This is a genomic window from Herbiconiux sp. J20-20, from assembly GCF_057365085.1.
Genome location: NZ_CP195122.1, coordinates 370107 through 387147, shown reverse-complemented (window position 1 = coordinate 387147; position 17041 = coordinate 370107). Strand labels below are relative to the sequence as shown.

The 17041-nt window shown below is 69.6% G+C and carries 15 protein-coding genes and 1 tRNA gene; 2 read left to right on the top strand and 14 right to left on the bottom strand.

Annotated elements, in window-relative coordinates; translation table 11 throughout:
- Positions 1–37 precede the first annotated feature (37 nt).
- Positions 38–463: a hotdog fold thioesterase gene (locus ACR3ZA_RS01825; RefSeq protein ID WP_473659565.1), complete on the top strand. Its 426-nt coding sequence runs from the start codon at positions 38–40 to the stop codon at positions 461–463.
- A gap of 3 nt (positions 464–466) precedes the next feature.
- Here ACR3ZA_RS01825 and ACR3ZA_RS01820 read toward each other — a convergent pair whose 3' ends face one another.
- Positions 467–1075 carry a response regulator gene (locus tag ACR3ZA_RS01820; RefSeq protein WP_473659563.1) on the bottom strand — a complete coding sequence of 203 codons (609 nt, stop codon included), beginning with the start codon at positions 1073–1075 and terminating at the stop codon, positions 467–469.
- A 58-nt stretch (positions 1076–1133) separates the two neighbouring features.
- On the opposite strand from ACR3ZA_RS01820, the gene ACR3ZA_RS01815 reads away from it, so the two are divergent.
- Positions 1134–1216 (top strand) — tRNA-Leu (locus ACR3ZA_RS01815).
- 3 nt (positions 1217–1219) lie between these two features.
- Here the strand turns inward: ACR3ZA_RS01815 and ACR3ZA_RS01810 are convergent.
- The 13 genes from ACR3ZA_RS01810 to hisF all read right to left on the bottom strand — a co-directional run bounded on the left by ACR3ZA_RS01810 (position 1220) and on the right by hisF (position 17038).
- Positions 1220–1867 carry a DUF2510 domain-containing protein gene (locus ACR3ZA_RS01810; protein WP_473659561.1) on the bottom strand — a complete coding sequence of 216 codons (648 nt, stop codon included), beginning with the start codon at positions 1865–1867 and terminating at the stop codon, positions 1220–1222.
- An 82-nt stretch (positions 1868–1949) separates the two neighbouring features.
- Positions 1950–3407, bottom strand: a complete 1458-nt coding sequence (gene pyk / locus ACR3ZA_RS01805; RefSeq protein WP_473659559.1) for a pyruvate kinase — start codon at positions 3405–3407, stop codon at positions 1950–1952.
- A 70-nt stretch (positions 3408–3477) separates the two neighbouring features.
- Positions 3478–4935, bottom strand: coding sequence for a glutamate synthase small subunit (locus ACR3ZA_RS01800; protein ID WP_473659557.1), 1458 nt, complete (start codon positions 4933–4935; stop codon positions 3478–3480).
- Entirely contained in the window at positions 4928–9505 is a 4578-nt protein-coding gene (gene gltB, locus ACR3ZA_RS01795) for a glutamate synthase large subunit (protein ID WP_473659555.1), read from the bottom strand. The genes ACR3ZA_RS01800 and gltB overlap by 8 nt, the downstream gene beginning before the upstream one ends.
- A gap of 106 nt (positions 9506–9611) precedes the next feature.
- Complete coding sequence (gene lgt, locus ACR3ZA_RS01790) at positions 9612–10655, bottom strand: prolipoprotein diacylglyceryl transferase (protein ID WP_473662259.1); 1044 nt, start codon at positions 10653–10655, stop codon at positions 9612–9614.
- A 57-nt stretch (positions 10656–10712) separates the two neighbouring features.
- Positions 10713–11531: a tryptophan synthase subunit alpha gene (gene trpA, locus ACR3ZA_RS01785; RefSeq protein WP_473659553.1), complete on the bottom strand. Its 819-nt coding sequence runs from the start codon at positions 11529–11531 to the stop codon at positions 10713–10715.
- Positions 11528–12739 carry a tryptophan synthase subunit beta gene (trpB, locus tag ACR3ZA_RS01780; protein ID WP_473659551.1) on the bottom strand — a complete coding sequence of 404 codons (1212 nt, stop codon included), beginning with the start codon at positions 12737–12739 and terminating at the stop codon, positions 11528–11530. The genes trpA and trpB overlap by 4 nt, the downstream gene beginning before the upstream one ends.
- Positions 12736–13530 (bottom strand): indole-3-glycerol phosphate synthase TrpC, encoded by a 795-nt coding sequence (trpC, locus tag ACR3ZA_RS01775; RefSeq protein WP_473659549.1) that lies wholly within the window; start codon positions 13528–13530, stop codon positions 12736–12738. The genes trpB and trpC overlap by 4 nt, the downstream gene beginning before the upstream one ends.
- Position 13531: 1 nt before the next feature.
- Entirely contained in the window at positions 13532–13762 is a 231-nt protein-coding gene (locus tag ACR3ZA_RS01770) for a DUF6704 family protein (RefSeq protein WP_473659547.1), read from the bottom strand.
- 36 nt (positions 13763–13798) lie between these two features.
- A complete protein-coding gene (locus ACR3ZA_RS01765) occupies positions 13799–14389 on the bottom strand; it encodes a Trp biosynthesis-associated membrane protein (protein WP_473659545.1) in 591 nt (196 codons plus the stop codon).
- Entirely contained in the window at positions 14389–15912 is a 1524-nt protein-coding gene (locus ACR3ZA_RS01760; RefSeq protein ID WP_473659543.1) for an anthranilate synthase component I, read from the bottom strand. Before ACR3ZA_RS01760 ends, ACR3ZA_RS01765 begins: the two co-directional genes overlap by 1 nt.
- Positions 15909–16280 (bottom strand): phosphoribosyl-AMP cyclohydrolase, encoded by a 372-nt coding sequence (hisI, locus tag ACR3ZA_RS01755; RefSeq protein ID WP_473659541.1) that lies wholly within the window; start codon positions 16278–16280, stop codon positions 15909–15911. Before hisI ends, ACR3ZA_RS01760 begins: the two co-directional genes overlap by 4 nt.
- Positions 16277–17038, bottom strand: coding sequence for an imidazole glycerol phosphate synthase subunit HisF (hisF, locus tag ACR3ZA_RS01750; protein WP_473659539.1), 762 nt, complete (start codon positions 17036–17038; stop codon positions 16277–16279). Before hisF ends, hisI begins: the two co-directional genes overlap by 4 nt.
- Positions 17039–17041 lie beyond the last annotated feature (3 nt).

Below are 17041 nucleotides of genomic sequence, written 5' to 3'. Positions count from 1 at the left end.
TAGTCGCGGCTCCCGACACCTCAAGGAACGGAAGTTCATGACGAAGCTGCCCGCCGATCTGGATCCCGAACTCGTCGAACGGCTGACCGGCACCGGCGGCGGCGCGCTCGCCCAGAAGATGAACATCGAGTTCCTGGAGCTGTCGGCCGAGTACTCGGTCGCCACGATGCCGGTCGAGGGCAACACCCAGGTCATCGGCCTGCTGCACGGCGGCGCGCACGTGGTGCTCGGCGAGTCGCTCGGCTCGATCTCGTCGGCCGTTCACGCGGGCCCCGGACGTTACGCGGTCGGCATCGAGATCAATGCGACGCACTCGCGCTCGGTCACCGAGGGCCTGGTCACCGGCACCTGCCGTGCGCTCGTGCTCGGCCGCACGCTGTGCACGCACGAGATCGTCATGACCGATGAGCAGGGCCGTCGGCTCTCGACGGTGCGGATGACGAACCTGCTCCGCGACCGGTAGACGCTACTTCTTGGCGGCGAGCTGCTCGATGATCGCCTGGGCGACGTCGTGCATCGTGAGACGGCGGTCCATCGACGCCTTCTGGATCCAGCGGAACGCATCCGGCTCGCTGAGGCCCATCTTCTCGTTCAGGAGGCCCTTGGCACGGTCAACGAGCTTGCGGGTCTCGAAGCGCTCGACCATGTCGGCGACCTCGGCCTCGAGCGCGACGATCTGCTGGTAGCGGCTCAGCGCGATCTCGATCGCGGGCAGCAGGTCGCTCGGGGTGAACGGCTTGACGACGTAGGCGAGGGCGCCGGCTTCGCTGGCGCGCTCGACGAGCTCCTTCTGGCTGAACGCGGTCAGCAGAACGACGGGCGCGATGTGGTTCTTCGAGAGCCGTTCGGCGGCGGAGATGCCGTCGAGCTGGGGCATCTTGACGTCCATGACGACGAGATCGGGCTTGAGCTCGGTCGCGAGCGCCACGGCGGTCTCGCCGTCGCCGGCCTCACCGACGACCTCGAAGCCGTTGTCCCGGAGGATCTCGACGATGTCGAGCCGGATGAGCGACTCATCCTCGGCGACAACGACGCGTCGCGGAGCGGTGGTGGTGGTTTCCTGCGGGTCTGTCACCCGATCAGCCTACGGTATCGTTTGGCGTGCTGTGCTTCGCCTCGAGCGGGCCGCACAGGCCGGATTGGCGGAATGGCAGACGCGACCGACTCAAAATCGGTTGTCCGTGAGGACGTGTGGGTTCAAGTCCCACATCCGGCACCGCTACGGCGCGGCGTGCATCCAGACGATCTTCTCGCCCGCACCCTCGATGTGGGCGACGATCGCGAGCTTCTCCCCCGTTGACAGGGTCGCGGTGCAGGCGAACTCCGCGTCGGCCGTCCGCTCGGTGAGGTCGGGGCACTCGACGGACTCGACCGCGACCTCGTCGGCCTCGGCGATGCTCGTGACGAGCAGACTCTCGACTTCGGCTGCATACGAGCTCTTGGCGGCGGAGACGTCGGCGAGCGTCTCCAGCGCGCCGTTGCCCACGGCCACGGTCGCGCTGCCGACGAGCGCCAACAGAATGCCGGCCGCGAGGGCGACGGCCGCCCACGGACGCCGGCGACGGACCTCCGGCATGCGCTCGCGAGGCGGCAGGGCGGCGTGCGGCGCCACTCGAGGGATCTCCGCGGTGCGCGTCGCCTCGGCCACTTCGGCCATCCGGCGGAAGTGGTCCTCCGGCGCGGGAACGGCCGCAGGGGCGGGAGACGGCGTCTCGACCCGCAGCGACGGATCGACCTTCGGTGCGGGGGGCGCGCCCGCCCGCGAATGCTCCGTCCACACCGAGCCGTCCCACCAGCGCGAGAATCCCGGTTTCCAGGGGTCCGGATACCAGCCCGGGGCCGAGTGGCCAGCTGTCATCCGATTCATGTCACTTCCTGTGGACCGAGCACGTCGCCTCTACTTTGCCGGAGACGACGCGCTCGGTCGAGTGGATCTTCGCGAGGGTTGCTCAGTCGGCGTGGGCGCCGCTCTGCCAGGCCGGAGCCGCGGCGTTGACCGCGTCGCCGACGACGTGCACACGGAGGTCGTTCGTCGACCCGGCGATTCCGGGAGGGGATCCGGAGATCACCACGACCTTGTCGCCGACCTCGGCCAGACCGCGCGCGAGCAGCGTCTCGTCGACCTGCCGGTACATGGCGTCGGTGTGGTCGACTCGCTCGACGAGGAACGACTCGATGCCCCAGGTGAGGTTCATGCGACGGCGAATGGCGTCGTCCGGCGTGAAGGCCTTCATCGGGATGCGGAAGCGCAGACGCGACATGCGACGCGCCGAGTCACCCGACTCGGTGAACACGCACACGTACTTGGCGTCGACGAAGTCGGCGACCTCCGCAGCGGCGAGGGTGATGGCGCCGCCCTGCGTGCGCGGCTTGGTGCCGAGCTCGGGGATGCGCTCCAGGCCGTGCTCCTCCGTGGAGGCGACGATGCGAGCCATCGTCGAGACGGTGACGACGGGGTACTCCCCCACGCTGGTCTCGCCCGAGAGCATCACGGCGTCGGCCCCGTCGAGGATCGCGTTCGCGACGTCGGAGGTCTCGGCGCGGGTCGGCACCGGGCTCGAGATCATCGACTCGAGCATCTGCGTCGCCACGATGACCGGCTTCGCCATGCGGCGGCACAGCTCGACGGCGCGCTTCTGCACGATCGGAACGGCCTCGAGCGGAAGCTCGACGCCCAGGTCGCCACGGGCGACCATGATGCCGTCGAAGGCGTCGATGATCTCCTCGAGGTTCTCGACGGCCTGCGGCTTCTCGATCTTCGCGATGACGGGGACGCGGCGGCCCTTCTCGGCCATGATCTCGTGAACGCGCGTCACGTCGGCGGCGTTGCGCACGAACGACAGCGCGATGTAGTCGGCGCCGAGGTCAAGCCCCCAGCGCAGGTCGGCCTCGTCCTTCTCGGAGAGCGCCGGCACGTTGACCGCGACGCCGGGAAGGTTGATGCCCTTGTTGTTGGAGACGGGGCCGGCGACGATGACCTCGGTGCGCACGCGCGTGCCGTCCGTGTCGAGCACCTGGACCTTGACCTTGCCGTCGTCGATGAGGAGGAAGTCGCCGGGGGCGACGTCGTCCGGCAGGCCCTTGAAGGTGGTGCCGACGAGCTCTTTGGTTCCCGCGACGTCTTCGGTGGTGATGGTGAAGATGTCACCGACCTCGAGCATGTGCGGGCCGTTCTCGAACTTGCCGAGACGGATCTTCGGCCCCTGGAGGTCGACGAGCACGGCGACGGGCGCATCGAGATCAGCGGCAGCCTTGCGGACGTTCGCGTAGACCTCGTTGTGCACGTCGTAGCTGCCGTGGCTGAGGTTCATGCGAGCGACATTGACGCCGGCCTCGATGATGGCGCGGATGTTTTCGTAGCTCGATGTCGCGGGCCCTAGGGTGGCGACGATCTTGGCGCGTCTCATGACTTCCTTCGAATTGGTGGTGGTGGTGGGAGTCGAAGTCCCGCAGAGCGTTCGTGCGCCCTCCGAGTTCTCAGATCGTGATCCCTCGATCGCGCGGACGCACGGGCGAGGGCAACTGCGTCTCCCCTTCAAGGTAGCGGTCCACCGCGGCGGCCGCGGCACGGCCCTCGGCGATGGCCCACACGATGAGCGACTGCCCGCGACCGGCGTCCCCGGCGACGAACACGTCGGAGAGGGTCGTCTGGTAGTCGTCGTCGCGGACGACATTGCCGCGGTCGTCGAAGGGCACCTCGAGCTGTCCGGCGAGGTATTCCTTCTCCGGTCCGGTGAAGCCCATCGCGATGAGCACCAGATCGGCGGGGATCTCGCGCTCGGTGCCCGACTTCGGAACGCGACGACCGTCGAGGTACTCGGTCTCGGCGACGCGCAGCGCGCGCACCTCGCCCGCGTCGTTGGTCAGGAACTCGACCGTCGACGCGAGGAAGACCCGCTCGCCGCCCTCTTCGTGGGCGCTGGAGATCTCGAACAGCGTCGGATCCGTCGGCCACGGCTGGTGCTCCGGGCGCTCGTTGGGCGGCTGCACGCCGATCGCGAGGTTGGTGACGCTCAGGGCGCCCTGACGGTGCGCGGTGCCGATGCAGTCCGCTCCGGTGTCGCCACCGCCGATGACCACGACATGCTTGCCCTCGGCCGTGATCTGGTTGGGCACCGTGCCGCCCGCGACGACCTTGTTCTGCTGAACGAGGTACTCCATCGCGAAATGCACGCCGAGCGCGTCACGGCCGGGAATCGGCAGGTCGCGCGGGACGGTGGCGCCGGTCGCGACCACGACGGCGTCGTAGCGGGTGCGCAGGTCCTCCCACGAGATGTCGCGGCCGATCTCGACGCCGGCGCGGAAGCGGGTGCCTTCGGCCTGCATCTGGGCCAGCCGCAGCTCGATCTGGCGCTTCTCCATCTTGAAGTCGGGGATCCCGTAGCGCAGAAGTCCGCCGATCCGGTCGTCGCGCTCGTAGACGGCGACGGTGTGACCGGCGCGCGTGAGCTGCTGCGCCGCGGCGAGGCCCGCCGGGCCGGAGCCGACGACGGCGACCGTCTTGCCGGTGAGGCGCTCGGGCGGATGCGGGGTCACCCAGCCGTTCGAGAACGCCTGGTCGATGATCGAGACCTCCACCTGCTTGATGGTGACCGCGGGCTGGTTGATGCCCAGCACGCAGCTCGACTCGCAGGGCGCCGGGCACAGCCGTCCGGTGAACTCGGGGAAGTTGTTCGTCGCGTGCAGGCGCTCGATCGCCTGGCGGCCCTCGCCGCGCCACATGAGGTCGTTCCACTCGGGAATCAGGTTGCCGAGCGGGCAGCCGGCGTGGCAGAACGGAACGCCGCAGTCCATGCAGCGGCCCGCCTGCCGACGCAGCTGCGCCGGGTCCTGATTCTCGTAGACCTCTTTCCAGTCCATGATGCGGACCGGGACGGGTCGGCGCTTGGGGAGCTCGCGCTCCTGGGTCTTCAAGAACCCTTTGGGATCAGCCACCGGTCACCTCCAGGATTCGTTGCCAGGTCACGTCGCCGTCGGGGTCGAGACCCTCGTCGAGGGCGGCCTGTCGTGTCTTGAGTACCGCGGCGTAGTCGCGAGGCACCACCTTGACGAACTTGGTGATCGTCTCGTCGATGTCGTCGAGGAGCCGCGTGGCGAGTGCCGAGTCGGTCTCGTCGATGTGCTGGCGAAGCAGGTCGACGAAGATCTCCTTGTCGGCGCTGTCCAGCGGGTGCAGCTCCAGCTCGCCGCTGGCGATCGCGTCGCGGTTGACGCGCTCGGGCTTCAGGTCGTAGACGTAGGCCGTGCCGCCCGACATCCCCGCGCCGAGGTTGCGCCCCGTGCTGCCGAGGATGACCGCGAGGCCGCCCGTCATGTATTCGAGCGCGTGGTCGCCCACGCCTTCGACGACGGCCGTCGCTCCCGAATTGCGCACCAGGAAGCGCTCGCCCACGACGCCGCGGATGAACATGCTGCCCTGCGTGGCGCCGTAGCCGATCACGTTGCCGGCGATGACGTTGCGCTCGGCGGCGAGCACCGCGTCGCGCGGCGGGCGCACCACGATGCGTCCACCGGAGAGACCCTTGCCGACGTAGTCGTTGCTGTCGCCCTCGAGGCGCAGCGTGATGCCGTGCGGCACGAATGCCCCGAGCGACTGCCCCGCGGAGCCGCGCAGCACGACCTCGATGGTGCCCTCCGGAAGCCCGTGCTCGCCGTAGCGCTTCGTGACCTCGTGGCCGAGCATCGTTCCGACGGCCCGTTCGGTGTTCTTGATCGCGTACTCGAGCGCCACGTGCTCGCCGCGCTCGAGCGCGGCGGTGCTGTGACGGATCAGCTCCTGGTCGAAGTGGTCCTCGAGCTCGTGCTCCTGGTTGCGGCGGTGCGCACGCGGCTCGTCCTCGGCGAATGCCGGGCCCACGAGCACCGGCGTGAGGTCGAGGCCGTCGGCCTTCCAGTGGTTGACCGCGCGGTCGACGTCGAGCAGCTCGGCGTGGCCGATCGCCTCATCGAGCGAGCGGAAGCCGAGCTCGGCGAGGTACTCGCGCACCTCCTGGGCCAGGAACTCGAAGAAGGTCTCGACGAACTCGGGCTTGCCGGTGTAGCGCGCCCGAAGCTCCGGGTTCTGGGTTGCGACGCCGACCGGGCAGGTGTCGAGGTGGCACACGCGCATCATGATGCAGCCGCTGACGACGAGCGGAGCGGTCGCGAAGCCGTACTCCTCCGCGCCCAGCAGCGCCGCGATCACGACGTCGCGCCCGGTCTTCATCTGACCGTCCACCTGCACGACGACACGATCGCGCATGCCGTTGAGCATGAGCGTCTGCTGGGTCTCGGCGAGGCCGATCTCCCAGGGCGTGCCCGCGTGCTTGAGCGAGTTCAGGGGGCTCGCGCCGGTGCCGCCGTCGTGGCCCGAGACGAGCACGACGTCAGCGAGAGCCTTCGTCACGCCCGCCGCGACCGCGCCGATGCCCGACTGCGAGACGAGCTTGACGTGCACGCGCGCCTCAGGGTTCGCCCGCTTGAGGTCGAAGATCAGCTGCTTGAGGTCCTCGATCGAATAGATGTCGTGGTGCGGCGGCGGCGAGATCAGCCCCACGCCCGCGGTCGCGTGACGGGTGCGCGCCACCCAGGGGTACACCTTCGTGGGCGGCAGCTGGCCGCCCTCTCCCGGCTTGGCGCCCTGCGCCATCTTGATCTGGATGTCGGTCGCGTGCGTCAGGTACATGCTCGTGACACCGAAGCGTCCGCTCGCCACCTGCTTGATCGCGCTGCGACGCTCGGGGTCGAGAAGACGCTCCACGTCTTCGCCGCCCTCGCCCGTGTTGGAACGGCCGCCGAGGCGGTTCATCGCGATCGCGAGCGTCTCGTGGGCCTCCTGCGAGATCGAGCCGTAGCTCATCGCCCCCGTGTTGAAGCGCGACACGATCGAGGCGACCGACTCGACCTCATCGAGCGGAACCGGCGGGCGCACGCCCTCCTTGAACGTGAACAGGCCGCGCAGCGTCTTCAGGCTCTCGGCCTGCTCGTCCACCATGCGGGTGTACTCGCGGTAGATGTCGTAGCGCTTGGTCCGCGTGGAGTGCTGCAGACGGAACACCGTCTCCGGGTTGAACAGGTGCGGCGGGCCCTCGCGGCGCCACTGGTACTCGCCGCCCACATCGAGGCGTTCGTGCGCGAGCGCGGCGGAGTCATCCGGGTAGGCGGCCTTGTGCCGGGCCGCGTTCTCGCTCGCGATGACGTCGATGCCGACGCCGCCGAGCAGCGAGGTGGTGCCGGTGAAGTACTGGTCGACGAACTCCTGGCTGAGTCCGACCGCCTCGAAGGCCTGGGCGCCGGCATACGAGCCGACGACCGAGATGCCCATCTTGGACATGATCTTCAGCACGCCCTTGCCGAGCGCCTTGATCAGGTTCTTCTGCGCCTTCTCGGTGGTCAGTCCCTGGATCATGCCGCTGATCACGAGCCGCTCGGCGGTCTCCATTGCGAGGTACGGGTTGATCGCGCTCGCGCCGTAGCCGATGAGGAGGGCGATGTGGTGCACCTCGCGCACGTCACCGGCCTCGACGACGATGCCGACCTTCATGCGCGTCTCTTGACGGATCAGGTGATGGTGCACGGCGGCGAGCATCAGCAGCGACGGGATCGGTGCCAGATCGCGCGTCGAGTCGCGGTCGCTGAGCACCAGGAACTGCGCCCCCGCCTCGATCGCCTCGTCGGCCTCGTCGCACATCTCCTGCAGGCGCTGGGCGAGACCCTCGGCGCCGTCGTCGACGCGGTAGAGGCCGCGGATGATGTGCGCCGGGCGCCGTCCGCTGCGGGTCTCGAAGTGCTGGATCTTCGCGAGCTCGTCGTTGTCGATCACCGGGAAGTCGAGCACGATCTGGCGCGCGTGCTCCGGCGTCGCGTCGAGCAGGTTGCGCTCTGGCCCGAGCCCCAGCTTCATCGAGGTGACGACCTCTTCGCGGATCGAGTCCAGTGGCGGGTTGGTCACCTGGGCGAAGGCCTGGGTGAAGTAGTCGAAGAGCAGACGCGGGCGGTCGCTCAGCACGGCGATCGGGGTGTCGGATCCCATCGCACCGAGCGGCTCGACGCCGTTCTGCGCCATCGGCGTGATCATGATGCGCACCTCTTCTTCGGTGTATCCGAAGGTGCGCTGGCGGCGGCTGACCGAGGCGGGCGTGTGCGTGATGTGCTCACGCTCGGGCAGGTCGGCGAGGTTGATGCGGCCCTCGTCGAGCCACTCCTGCCACGGGCCGGAGGCGGCGAGCTCGGCCTTGATCTCGTCGTCCTCGACGATGCGGCCCTCGGCCGTGTCGACCAGGAACATGCGACCGGGACGCAGACGGCCCTTGCGGACGATCTTGTGCGCCGGGAAGTCGAGCACGCCGATCTCGCTCGCGAGCACCACGAGGCCGTCGTCGGTGACGAGGAAGCGGCCGGGGCGCAGGCCGTTGCGGTCGAGCGTGGCGCCGACGAGCGATCCGTCGGTGAAGACGAGCGCGGCGGGGCCGTCCCACGGCTCCATCAGCATGGAGTGGAACTCGTAGAACGCGCGCCGGGTGGGGTCGATGTCGACCTGGTTCTCCCACGCCTCCGGGACCATCATCATGATCGCGTGCGGCAGCGGCCGGCCGGCGAGTTCGAGCAGTTCGACGGTCTCGTCGAAGGAGGCCGAGTCGCTCGCGGCGTCGCTCACGATCGGGAACACCGGGCGCAGGTCGCCGAGCACCTCGGACTCGAGCTGCGACTGGCGCGCCCGCATCCAGTTGCGGTTCCCCTGCACCGTGTTGATCTCGCCGTTGTGCGCGATCATGCGGAACGGCTGCGCGAGCGGCCACGACGGGAAGGTGTTCGTCGAGTAGCGGGAGTGCACGAGCGCGAGCTTCGTCGCGAAGCGCTCGTCGGAGAGGTCGGGGTAGAACGGCTCCAGCTGGAGCGTCGTCACCATGCCCTTGTAGACGAGCGTGCGGCTCGACAGCGACGGCAGGTACGCCCCGAGCTCCCGCTCGGCGCGCTTGCGCACGCGGAACGTGATCCGGTCGAGGTGGATGCCCTCACGCGGCGTCGCGTCGGCGTCGGTGACGTCGTCGGCGAGGAACAGCTGCTCGAACGCCGGCGCCGCCTCGCGGGCCAGGTTTCCGAGGTGCGTCGGGTCGGTGGGGACCTCACGCCAGCCGAGCACCGTGAGGCCTTCGGCACGCGCGATGCTCTCGATTCCCGCCTTCTGCTCGGCCCGCTCGTCCTCGTCGAGCGGCAGGAAGGCCATGCCGACCGCGTAGCGGCCGACGGAGGGCAGCTCGAACGGCACGACGGCGCGCAGGAACTCGTCCGGGATCTGGGTGATGATGCCCGCGCCGTCGCCGGTGCCCGCATCCGAGCCGACCGCACCGCGGTGCTCGAGGTGACGCAGCGCGTCGAGCGCGTTCTGGACGATGTCGTGCCCCGCGGTGCCGCGCAGCGTCGCCACCATCGCGAGTCCGCACGCGTCGCGCTCACTGCGCGGGTTGTAGAGACCCTGCGCTGCGGGAACGCGGGAAAAAGAGCTGAAAGGGCTGCGTGGCGCCATGAGTACCGTCCTCACGATGGTGCTGGTGGTGGGACGTCGCTGGCCCAACAGGTGGAGGGGTGCCGGGCCGCCAGGGTGCGGAGTCCGACCTGTCGACGTGGTGCTCTTACTGCGAGCGGCGGGCGCTCCCACTTGTGGCGGGTGCCTCATCCACGTCCCCAGGAGCGCCGTCGATGTCGTCGGCCTCCGAGTAGGTGTCTTCGGAGTCTATCGCAGTCGACGGCGACCACTCGCGGCCGGGAGCGTAGACGCTCGGCTCCACACCGCGGTGGTTGCGCGACTGGTAGAGGATGATGAACAGGCCGATCACGATGCCGGCAAGAGCCGCCCAGACGTTCGATCGAACGCCGAGGAAGGTCTCACTCGGGTCGAGACGGATCGACTCGAACCAGGTGCGGCCGATGCCGTACCAGATCAGGTACAGACCGAGCACCTTGCCCCACTGCCAGTCGGCACGGCGCTCGAACTCGGGCAGCTTCTGACCCGCGACGAACCGGACGCGGTTCTCGATGAGCAGGATCACGGCCACCCCGGCGAGGTTCCAGAGCAGCTCGTACAGGAAAGTCGGGTGGAACAGCGCGTCGTCGGGAATGCCGACCGGGATCGCCGAGTTCGGCCGATCGATCTCCAGGCCCCACGGCAGGTCGGTCGGGAGCCCGAACAGCTCCTGGTTCATGTAGTTGCCGAGGCGTCCGATCGCCTGGGCGAGCAGCAGACCCGGAGCCAGGGCATCCGCGACGCTCCAGAAGCGCAGGCCGGTCATCCGGCAGGCGATCGCGATGCCGATCGCACCGCCGATGAGCGCGCCGAAGATGGCGTTGCCGCCGTCCCAGATCTGGACGATCTCCCACGGGTCCTTGCCCTCGCCGAAGTAGTCGCCGGGGTGGGTGACCACGTGGTACAGCCGCGCGAACACGATGCCGAAGACGACCGCCCACAGCGAGATGTCGATGATGATCCACGGCTCACCCCCGCGCTTGGTGAGGCGGTGGTTGGTGAGCACGACGGCCGCGAAGATGCCGATCAGGATCAGGATCGCGTACGCGTGGATGCGCAGCGAGAAGTCCTCCGGCACGAACGGCAGGAAGGACGCGAGCCACGCACCGAGATCGAAGTAGCGCCAATCAGACGGCGGGCTCGGAATACTCAGCGGGAACACGGCAGACCTTTCGGCGAGGAACGGAGGCGCGAAGCGCCGGGGTCGAGTCTAGTGAGCTTGCGGGATGGACGTGCCCGGGCGGAGCCCGGTCGCCAGCTCGGCGGCGGTGGCAGCGACACCCGCCACACCCCGCTCGGCGAGGGCCGTCACGAGCGCAGACCCCACGATGGCGCCGTCGGCGTACTCGAGCACCTCGGCGACCTGGTCGCCGCGCGAGATGCCGATGCCGACGCAGGTGTTCTCGGCCCCGGCCGCCCGCAGCCGGTCGACCAGGGTGCGGGCCGAGGCCGCGACGTCCGCACGAGCACCCGTGATGCCCATCGTGGAGACCGCGTAGACGAAGCCGCGCGAGTTCTCGACGGTGAGCTTCAGGCGCTCGTCGGTCGAGGACGGGGCGGCGAGAAACACGCGGTCAAGACCCGTCCGGTCGCTCGTGGCGATCCACTCCGCGGCCGAGTCCGGGGTGATGTCGGGCGTGATCAGCCCGGCGCCGCCGGCGTCGCGCAGCTGGTCGGCGAACCGATCGGCGCCGTACTGCACGACCGGATTCCAATACGTCATGACGAGCACCGGGGCATCCACCCGCGAGCGGACCGCCTCGACGGCGGTGAACACGTCGCGGATGCGGAAGCCGGCCGCCAGGGCGGTCTGCGTTGCCTGCTGGATCGCGATGCCGTCCATGACGGGGTCCGAGTAGGGCAGTCCCAGCTCGATCGCGTCGACGCCGTTCTCGACGAGCGCCACCGCGGCGTCGATGCTGGTCGCCAGGTCAGGGAATCCGACCGGCAGGTAGCCGACGAGGACGCCACGGCCCTCGACGCGTCGCTCCTCGATCCGGGTGCCCACCGACAGCGGGGTCGCACTCATGACTGCACCGCTCCCTCATCGAACAGACCGAACCACTCCCCTGCGGTCGCCACATCCTTGTCGCCGCGACCGGAGAGGTTCACCAGGATGATCGCGTCCGGGCCGAGCTCGCGGCCGAGCCGGAGCGCGCCGGCGAGGGCGTGGGCGGATTCGATCGCCGGAATGATGCCCTCGGTGCGGCTGAGCAGCCGCAGCGCCTCCATCGCCTCGGTGTCGGTCGCGGGAAGGTACTCGGCGCGTCCCGCATCCGCGAGGAAGGCGTGCTCCGGGCCGACCCCGGGGTAGTCGAGTCCCGCCGAGATCGAGTGCGACTCGATCGTCTGGCCGTCCTCGTCCTGCAGCAGGTAGCTGCGGGCGCCGTGCAGGATGCCCGGGCGTCCGCGCTCGATCGAGGCTGCGTGCCGCTCGGTGTCGACCCCGTCGCCGGCGGCCTCGAAGCCGTAGAGCTTCACGTCGGCGTCATCCAGGAAGGCGTGGAAGATGCCGATCGCGTTCGAACCGCCGCCGACGCACGCGGCGACCGCATCCGGAAGTCGGCCGGTGAGCGCGAGCACCTGCTCGCGCGCCTCCTCGCCGATGATCTTCTGGAAGTCGCGCACCATCGCGGGGAACGGGTGCGGTCCCGCGGCGGTGCCGAAGACATAGTTCGTCGTCTCGACGCTGGTCACCCACTCGCGGTAGGCCTCGTTGATCGCGTCCTTCAGCGTGCGCGAGCCGGTCGTGACCGAGACGACCTCGGCGCCGAGGAGCCGCATGCGGGCCACATTGAGGGCCTGACGCTGCGTGTCGACCTCGCCCATGAAGATCGTGCACTCGAGCCCGAACAGCGCCGCCGCCGTCGCGGTCGCGACGCCGTGCTGACCGGCCCCGGTCTCGGCGATCACGCGGGACTTGCCGATGCGCCGGGTGAGCAGCGCCTGGCCGAGCACGTTGTTGATCTTGTGCGAACCGGTGTGGTTGAGGTCTTCGCGCTTCAGGATGATGCGCGCGCCGCCGGCATGCTCGGCGAAGCGGGGCACCTCGGTGATGATCGAGGGGCGGCCCGTGTAGGTGCGGTGCAGCTCGGCGAGCTCGGCGTGGAAGGCCGGGTCGGCCTTGGCGGCCTCGTAGGCGGCCGCAAGCTCATCGATCGCCGCGATCAGCGACTCGGGCATGAAGCGCCCTCCGAAGTCACCGAAGAAGGGGCCGGGCTGGTCCCGCAGGCTCATGATTCTGCTCCGTGTGATCCGGCCGCGAGGAACGCCTCGAGGGTGGAGACCGGGTCGTCTCCGCGCACGAGGGCTTCGCCGATGAGAACGACATCGGCGCCCGCCGAGCGGTAGTGGGTGACATCGTCGGGGGCGAGCACGGCCGACTCGGCCACCCGCACGACGCCCGACGGAATGCGATCGGCGAGGCGACCGAAGAGGTCGCGATCCAGTTCGAAGGTGCTCAGGTCGCGCGCGTTGACGCCGATCAGGGAGGCGCCGACATCGAGCGCCCGCTCCACCTCATCGGCGGAGTGCGTCTCGACGAGCGGGGTCATCCCCAGCTGGACGATGAGGTCGTGCAGCTCGCGCAGCGTCGCCTGGTCGAGCGCCGCGACGATCAGCAGCACGAGGTCGGCTCCCGCCGCCCGCGCCTCGAACACCTGATACGGCTCGGCGATGAAGTCCTTGCGCAGCACCGGCACCTCGACCGCGGCGCGCACGTTCTCGAGGTCGGCGAGCGAACCCTGGAACCGGCGACCCTCGGTCAGCACGCTGATCGCACTGGCACCGCCGGTCTGGTACGACACGGCGAGTGACGCCGGGTCGGCGATCTCGGCCAGCGCGCCGCGCGAGGGACTGGCGCGCTTGACCTCGGCGATGATCTTCACCCGCTCGGAAGGAGCGAGAGCAGCGAGAGCGTCGAGCGCGGCGGGGCGAGCGAGCGCCTCCGCCTCGACGACAGAAAGACTGCGTGCCGCGCGCCGCTCCGAGGCGTCCGCGACGGCCCCGGCGACGAGATCGGAGAGCACTCTAGGAGTGCACCTTCTCGATGGACTCGTGAACCTTCTCGCCGAAGCCGAGCTTGTTCAGGAGTCCCCACAGGAGCGCACCGACCAGCAGCAGGCCGGCAAAAGCCCAGACCAGCCACACGATGGCGAACCAGAACGCGATCGTTCCTCCGGTGATCGCGACGAGCATCACCACAACCGAAGTCCAGGCGGCGACCGAGTGTCCGTGACCCGTCTCGTGTTCGTTGCTCACAGCGATGCTCCTTCAAGGTGTGTCGGCGTCACGAGTCTAGCGGTCGTCGCGGTGCGGATCGTGCGGATCAGTGGGGTCGTCGCCGTGGCTCAGGGCATCCCATTCGTCGATGGCGCTGCCGCCGTCTGCCGCCTCGAAGCGTTCGCGAGAGAACCGACGGCCCGAACTCGGCCAGCGCGGCGAGGTCACGATCACCGCGATCCCTGCGAGAGCGAGAATCGCGCCGACGACGACCGAGACCCACGGCCAGGCCGTCGCGCCGATGCCGTCGACGAGCTCGGTGAGTGAGGCGAGGCCCGAGATGCCGGACTGCTCGCTGAGGTAGGGGGCGACCGCCACGATCGGCTCGGCGAGCACGAACAGGGCCACCAGCACCACGGTGCCGCCCACGAGCGCCGTTAGGACTCCCAGCACGACGCGGAAGACCGGCCCGGCGAGGGCAAGAGCGGCGACCAGGGCGAACGCCGTCAGGGCGAGCGCCGCGAGGGCTCCCGCGGCGACATCGCCGCCGACCGGGTGCGCCGCACCCGACATCGTCACGAGGAACCAGTCCTGCGACCAGGCGAGCAGAAGCGCCGCGCCCGCCAGCACGATCGCCGTCAGCAGGAACGACTTGGGGCGCGCCATCACGAGCCGGCGCGACGCAGGGCGTTGGCGATCGCCACGGCGCGCAGCGGTGCCGCGGCCTTGTTCTGCGACTCGAGGTGCTCGCTGGCCGGATCGGAATCGGCCACCAGCCCCGCACCCGCCTGGACGCGGGCGAGTCCCCCGACGATCGTCGCCGTGCGGATCGCGATGGCGAGATCCGCGTCCCCGGCGAGACCGAAGTACCCGACGACGCCGCCGTAGACGCCGCGCTGCGCGACCTCCAACTCGTCGATGATCTCGAGCGCGCGGGGCTTCGGAGCGCCCGAGAGGGTGCCCGCGGGGAACGTCGCGCGGAACGCGTCGATCGCGGTCGCATCCGGGCGCAGGTCGCCCTCGACGCTCGAGACCAGGTGCATGATGTGGCTGAAGCGCTCCACCTGCATGAACTCGGTCACATCGACCGATCCGGCGACACAGACCTTGGAGAGGTCGTTGCGCGCCAGGTCGACGAGCATCAGGTGCTCGGCCTGCTCCTTCGGATCCGCCAGCAGCTCGTCGGCGAGCTCGCCATCGTGCTCCGGCGTGTCGCCGCGCGGCCGGGAGCCGGCGATCGGATGCGTGAAGGCGCGGCCGTCCTTGACCTTGACGAGCGCCTCGGGCGAGCTCCCGACCACCGAATACGGCTCACCGGCGGGCGACTCGAGTGCCAGCAGATACATGTACGGGCTCGGGTTGAGGATCCGCAGCACCCGATAGACCTCGAGCGGCGTCGCGGTGATCTCGTGGTCGAAGCGCTGCGAGATGACGACCTGGAACACGTCGCCGTCTCGGATGTACTCCTTGGAGCGCTCGACCGCGTCGAGAAAGTCCTGCTCCGCAACCCGCGCGATCGGCGCGGGCTCGGCGCTGAGATCGACGTCGCCGATCCACGCCTCGGTGGGTGCTGCCAGGCCCGACTGCAGCGCGTCGAGGCGCTCCTGGGCGGCGCTCCACAGCTCGTCGGCTGTCTCGAGACCGTCGTTGAGCGCCGTCGCGATCAGGGTGGCGGTTCCGGTGCGGTGATCGAGCACCACCAGTTCCGAGACGAAGCTCAGCGCCTGGCCCGGCACGACGTAGTCGGCGGGCGGCTGGTTCGGCAGCCGCTCCAGCTGGCGGATCGCTTCCCAGCCGACGAAGCCGACGAGACCGCCGGTGAGCGGCGGCTGATCGAGCACGTGCGGCGTCGACCACCGGGAGTACAGGTGGGCCAGAGCGTCCAGCGGGCCGGTCGGCGCGTCGTCCCCGAGTGCCCGCTCGGCCGAGATCCCGTAGTCGAGCCAGACGGCGCGGTCGCCGTCCTGGGTCAGCACGCCGAGCGAGCCGACGCCGACGAACGAGTACCGCGACCAGATTCCGCCCTGCTCGGCGGACTCCAGCAGGAAGGTCCCCGGCCGGCCCTCGGCGAGCTTGCGGTAGACGCCGACCGGCGTCTCGCCATCAGCGAAGAGGCGGCGCAGGACGGGAACGACGCGGTGCCCCGCGGCGATCGAGCCGTCGAAGTCGGCGCGCGTGGTGGTGGTCATTCGGTCTCTCCGAGAACGGGCTCGAGCGGGTCGACGTCGAAGCAGGCGTGCGCGCCGGTGTGGCAGGCAGGGCCGACCTGTTCGACCTGGAGCAGCAGGGTATCGCCATCGCAGTCCAGCGCGGCGCCGCGCACCAGCTGAATGTGGCCGCTGGTGTCCCCCTTGCGCCAGTACTCCTGGCGGCTGCGCGACCAATAGGTGACGCGGCCTTCGAGGAGCGTGCGTCGCAGCGCCTCGGCGTTCATGTAGCCGAGCATGAGCACCTCGCGGGTGTCGTGCTGCTGCACCACGGCCGGGAGCAGACCCTGCGCATCGAAGCGTGCGCGCGCCACGACCTCGCTGACGGTTGTCGCATCGAGCGTGCTCATCGCACCACCACTCCCTCTGCGCGCAGCGCGTCCTTCACCTGGCCCACCGTGAGCTCGGCGTTGTGGAACACGGAGGCGGCGAGCACCGCATCCGCCCCCGCCTGGATCGCCGGGGCGAAGTGCTCGAGCGCCCCCGCTCCCCCGCTGGCGATCACCGGGACGGTGCTCAGCTCGCGCATCGCGGCCACCATCTCGAGGTCGAAGCCCTGCTTGGTGCCGTCGGCGTCGATCGAGTTCACGAGCAGCTCGCCCGCACCGCGCTCGATCGCCTCCCGCGCCCAGGCGAGCGCGTCCAGGTCGGTCTCGGTGCGCCCGCCGTGCGTCGTCACCACGAACCCGCTCGCGGTGCGGTCGCTGCGCTTCACGTCGAGCGAGAGCACCAGCACCTGCGCACCGAAGCGATCGGCGATCTCGCCGAGCAGCTCGGGCCGCGCGATCGCGGCGCTGTTCACGCCGACCTTGTCGGCGCCGAAGCCGAGCAGCCGCCCGACATCCTCCGTCGAGCGCACGCCGCCTCCGACGGTGAGCGGGATGAAGACCTGCTCCGCGGTCGCGGTGACCGTCTCGTACATCGTGGAGCGGTCCTCGACCGTTGCGGTGACATCGAGGAACGTCACCTCGTCGGCGCCCTGCTCGTAGTACCGCTTCGCCAGTTCGACCGGATCGCCCGCATCACGCAGGTTGAGGAAGTTCACGCCCTTCACGACGCGGCCGGCGGCCACGTCGAGGCATGGGATCACGCGGGTGGCGACGCTCACCGG

What these genes read in the sequence shown, in the direction of transcription:
- gltB (WP_473659555.1), bottom strand. Translation starts at nt 9,505, where the DNA reads ATGGCGCCACGCAGCCCTTTCAGCTCTTTTTCCCGCGTTCCCGCAGCG.
- hisI (WP_473659541.1), bottom strand. Translation starts at nt 16,280, where the DNA reads ATGAGCACGCTCGATGCGACAACCGTCAGCGAGGTCGTGGCGCGCGCA.
- pyk (WP_473659559.1), bottom strand. Translation starts at nt 3,407, where the DNA reads ATGAGACGCGCCAAGATCGTCGCCACCCTAGGGCCCGCGACATCGAGC.
- ACR3ZA_RS01760 (WP_473659543.1), bottom strand. Translation starts at nt 15,912, where the DNA reads ATGACCACCACCACGCGCGCCGACTTCGACGGCTCGATCGCCGCGGGG.
- trpA (WP_473659553.1), bottom strand. Translation starts at nt 11,531, where the DNA reads ATGAGTGCGACCCCGCTGTCGGTGGGCACCCGGATCGAGGAGCGACGC.
- ACR3ZA_RS01765 (WP_473659545.1), bottom strand. Translation starts at nt 14,389, where the DNA reads ATGGCGCGCCCCAAGTCGTTCCTGCTGACGGCGATCGTGCTGGCGGGC.
- ACR3ZA_RS01810 (WP_473659561.1), bottom strand. Translation starts at nt 1,867, where the DNA reads ATGAATCGGATGACAGCTGGCCACTCGGCCCCGGGCTGGTATCCGGAC.
- trpB (WP_473659551.1), bottom strand. Translation starts at nt 12,739, where the DNA reads ATGAGCCTGCGGGACCAGCCCGGCCCCTTCTTCGGTGACTTCGGAGGG.
- ACR3ZA_RS01825 (WP_473659565.1), top strand. Translation starts at nt 38, where the DNA reads ATGACGAAGCTGCCCGCCGATCTGGATCCCGAACTCGTCGAACGGCTG.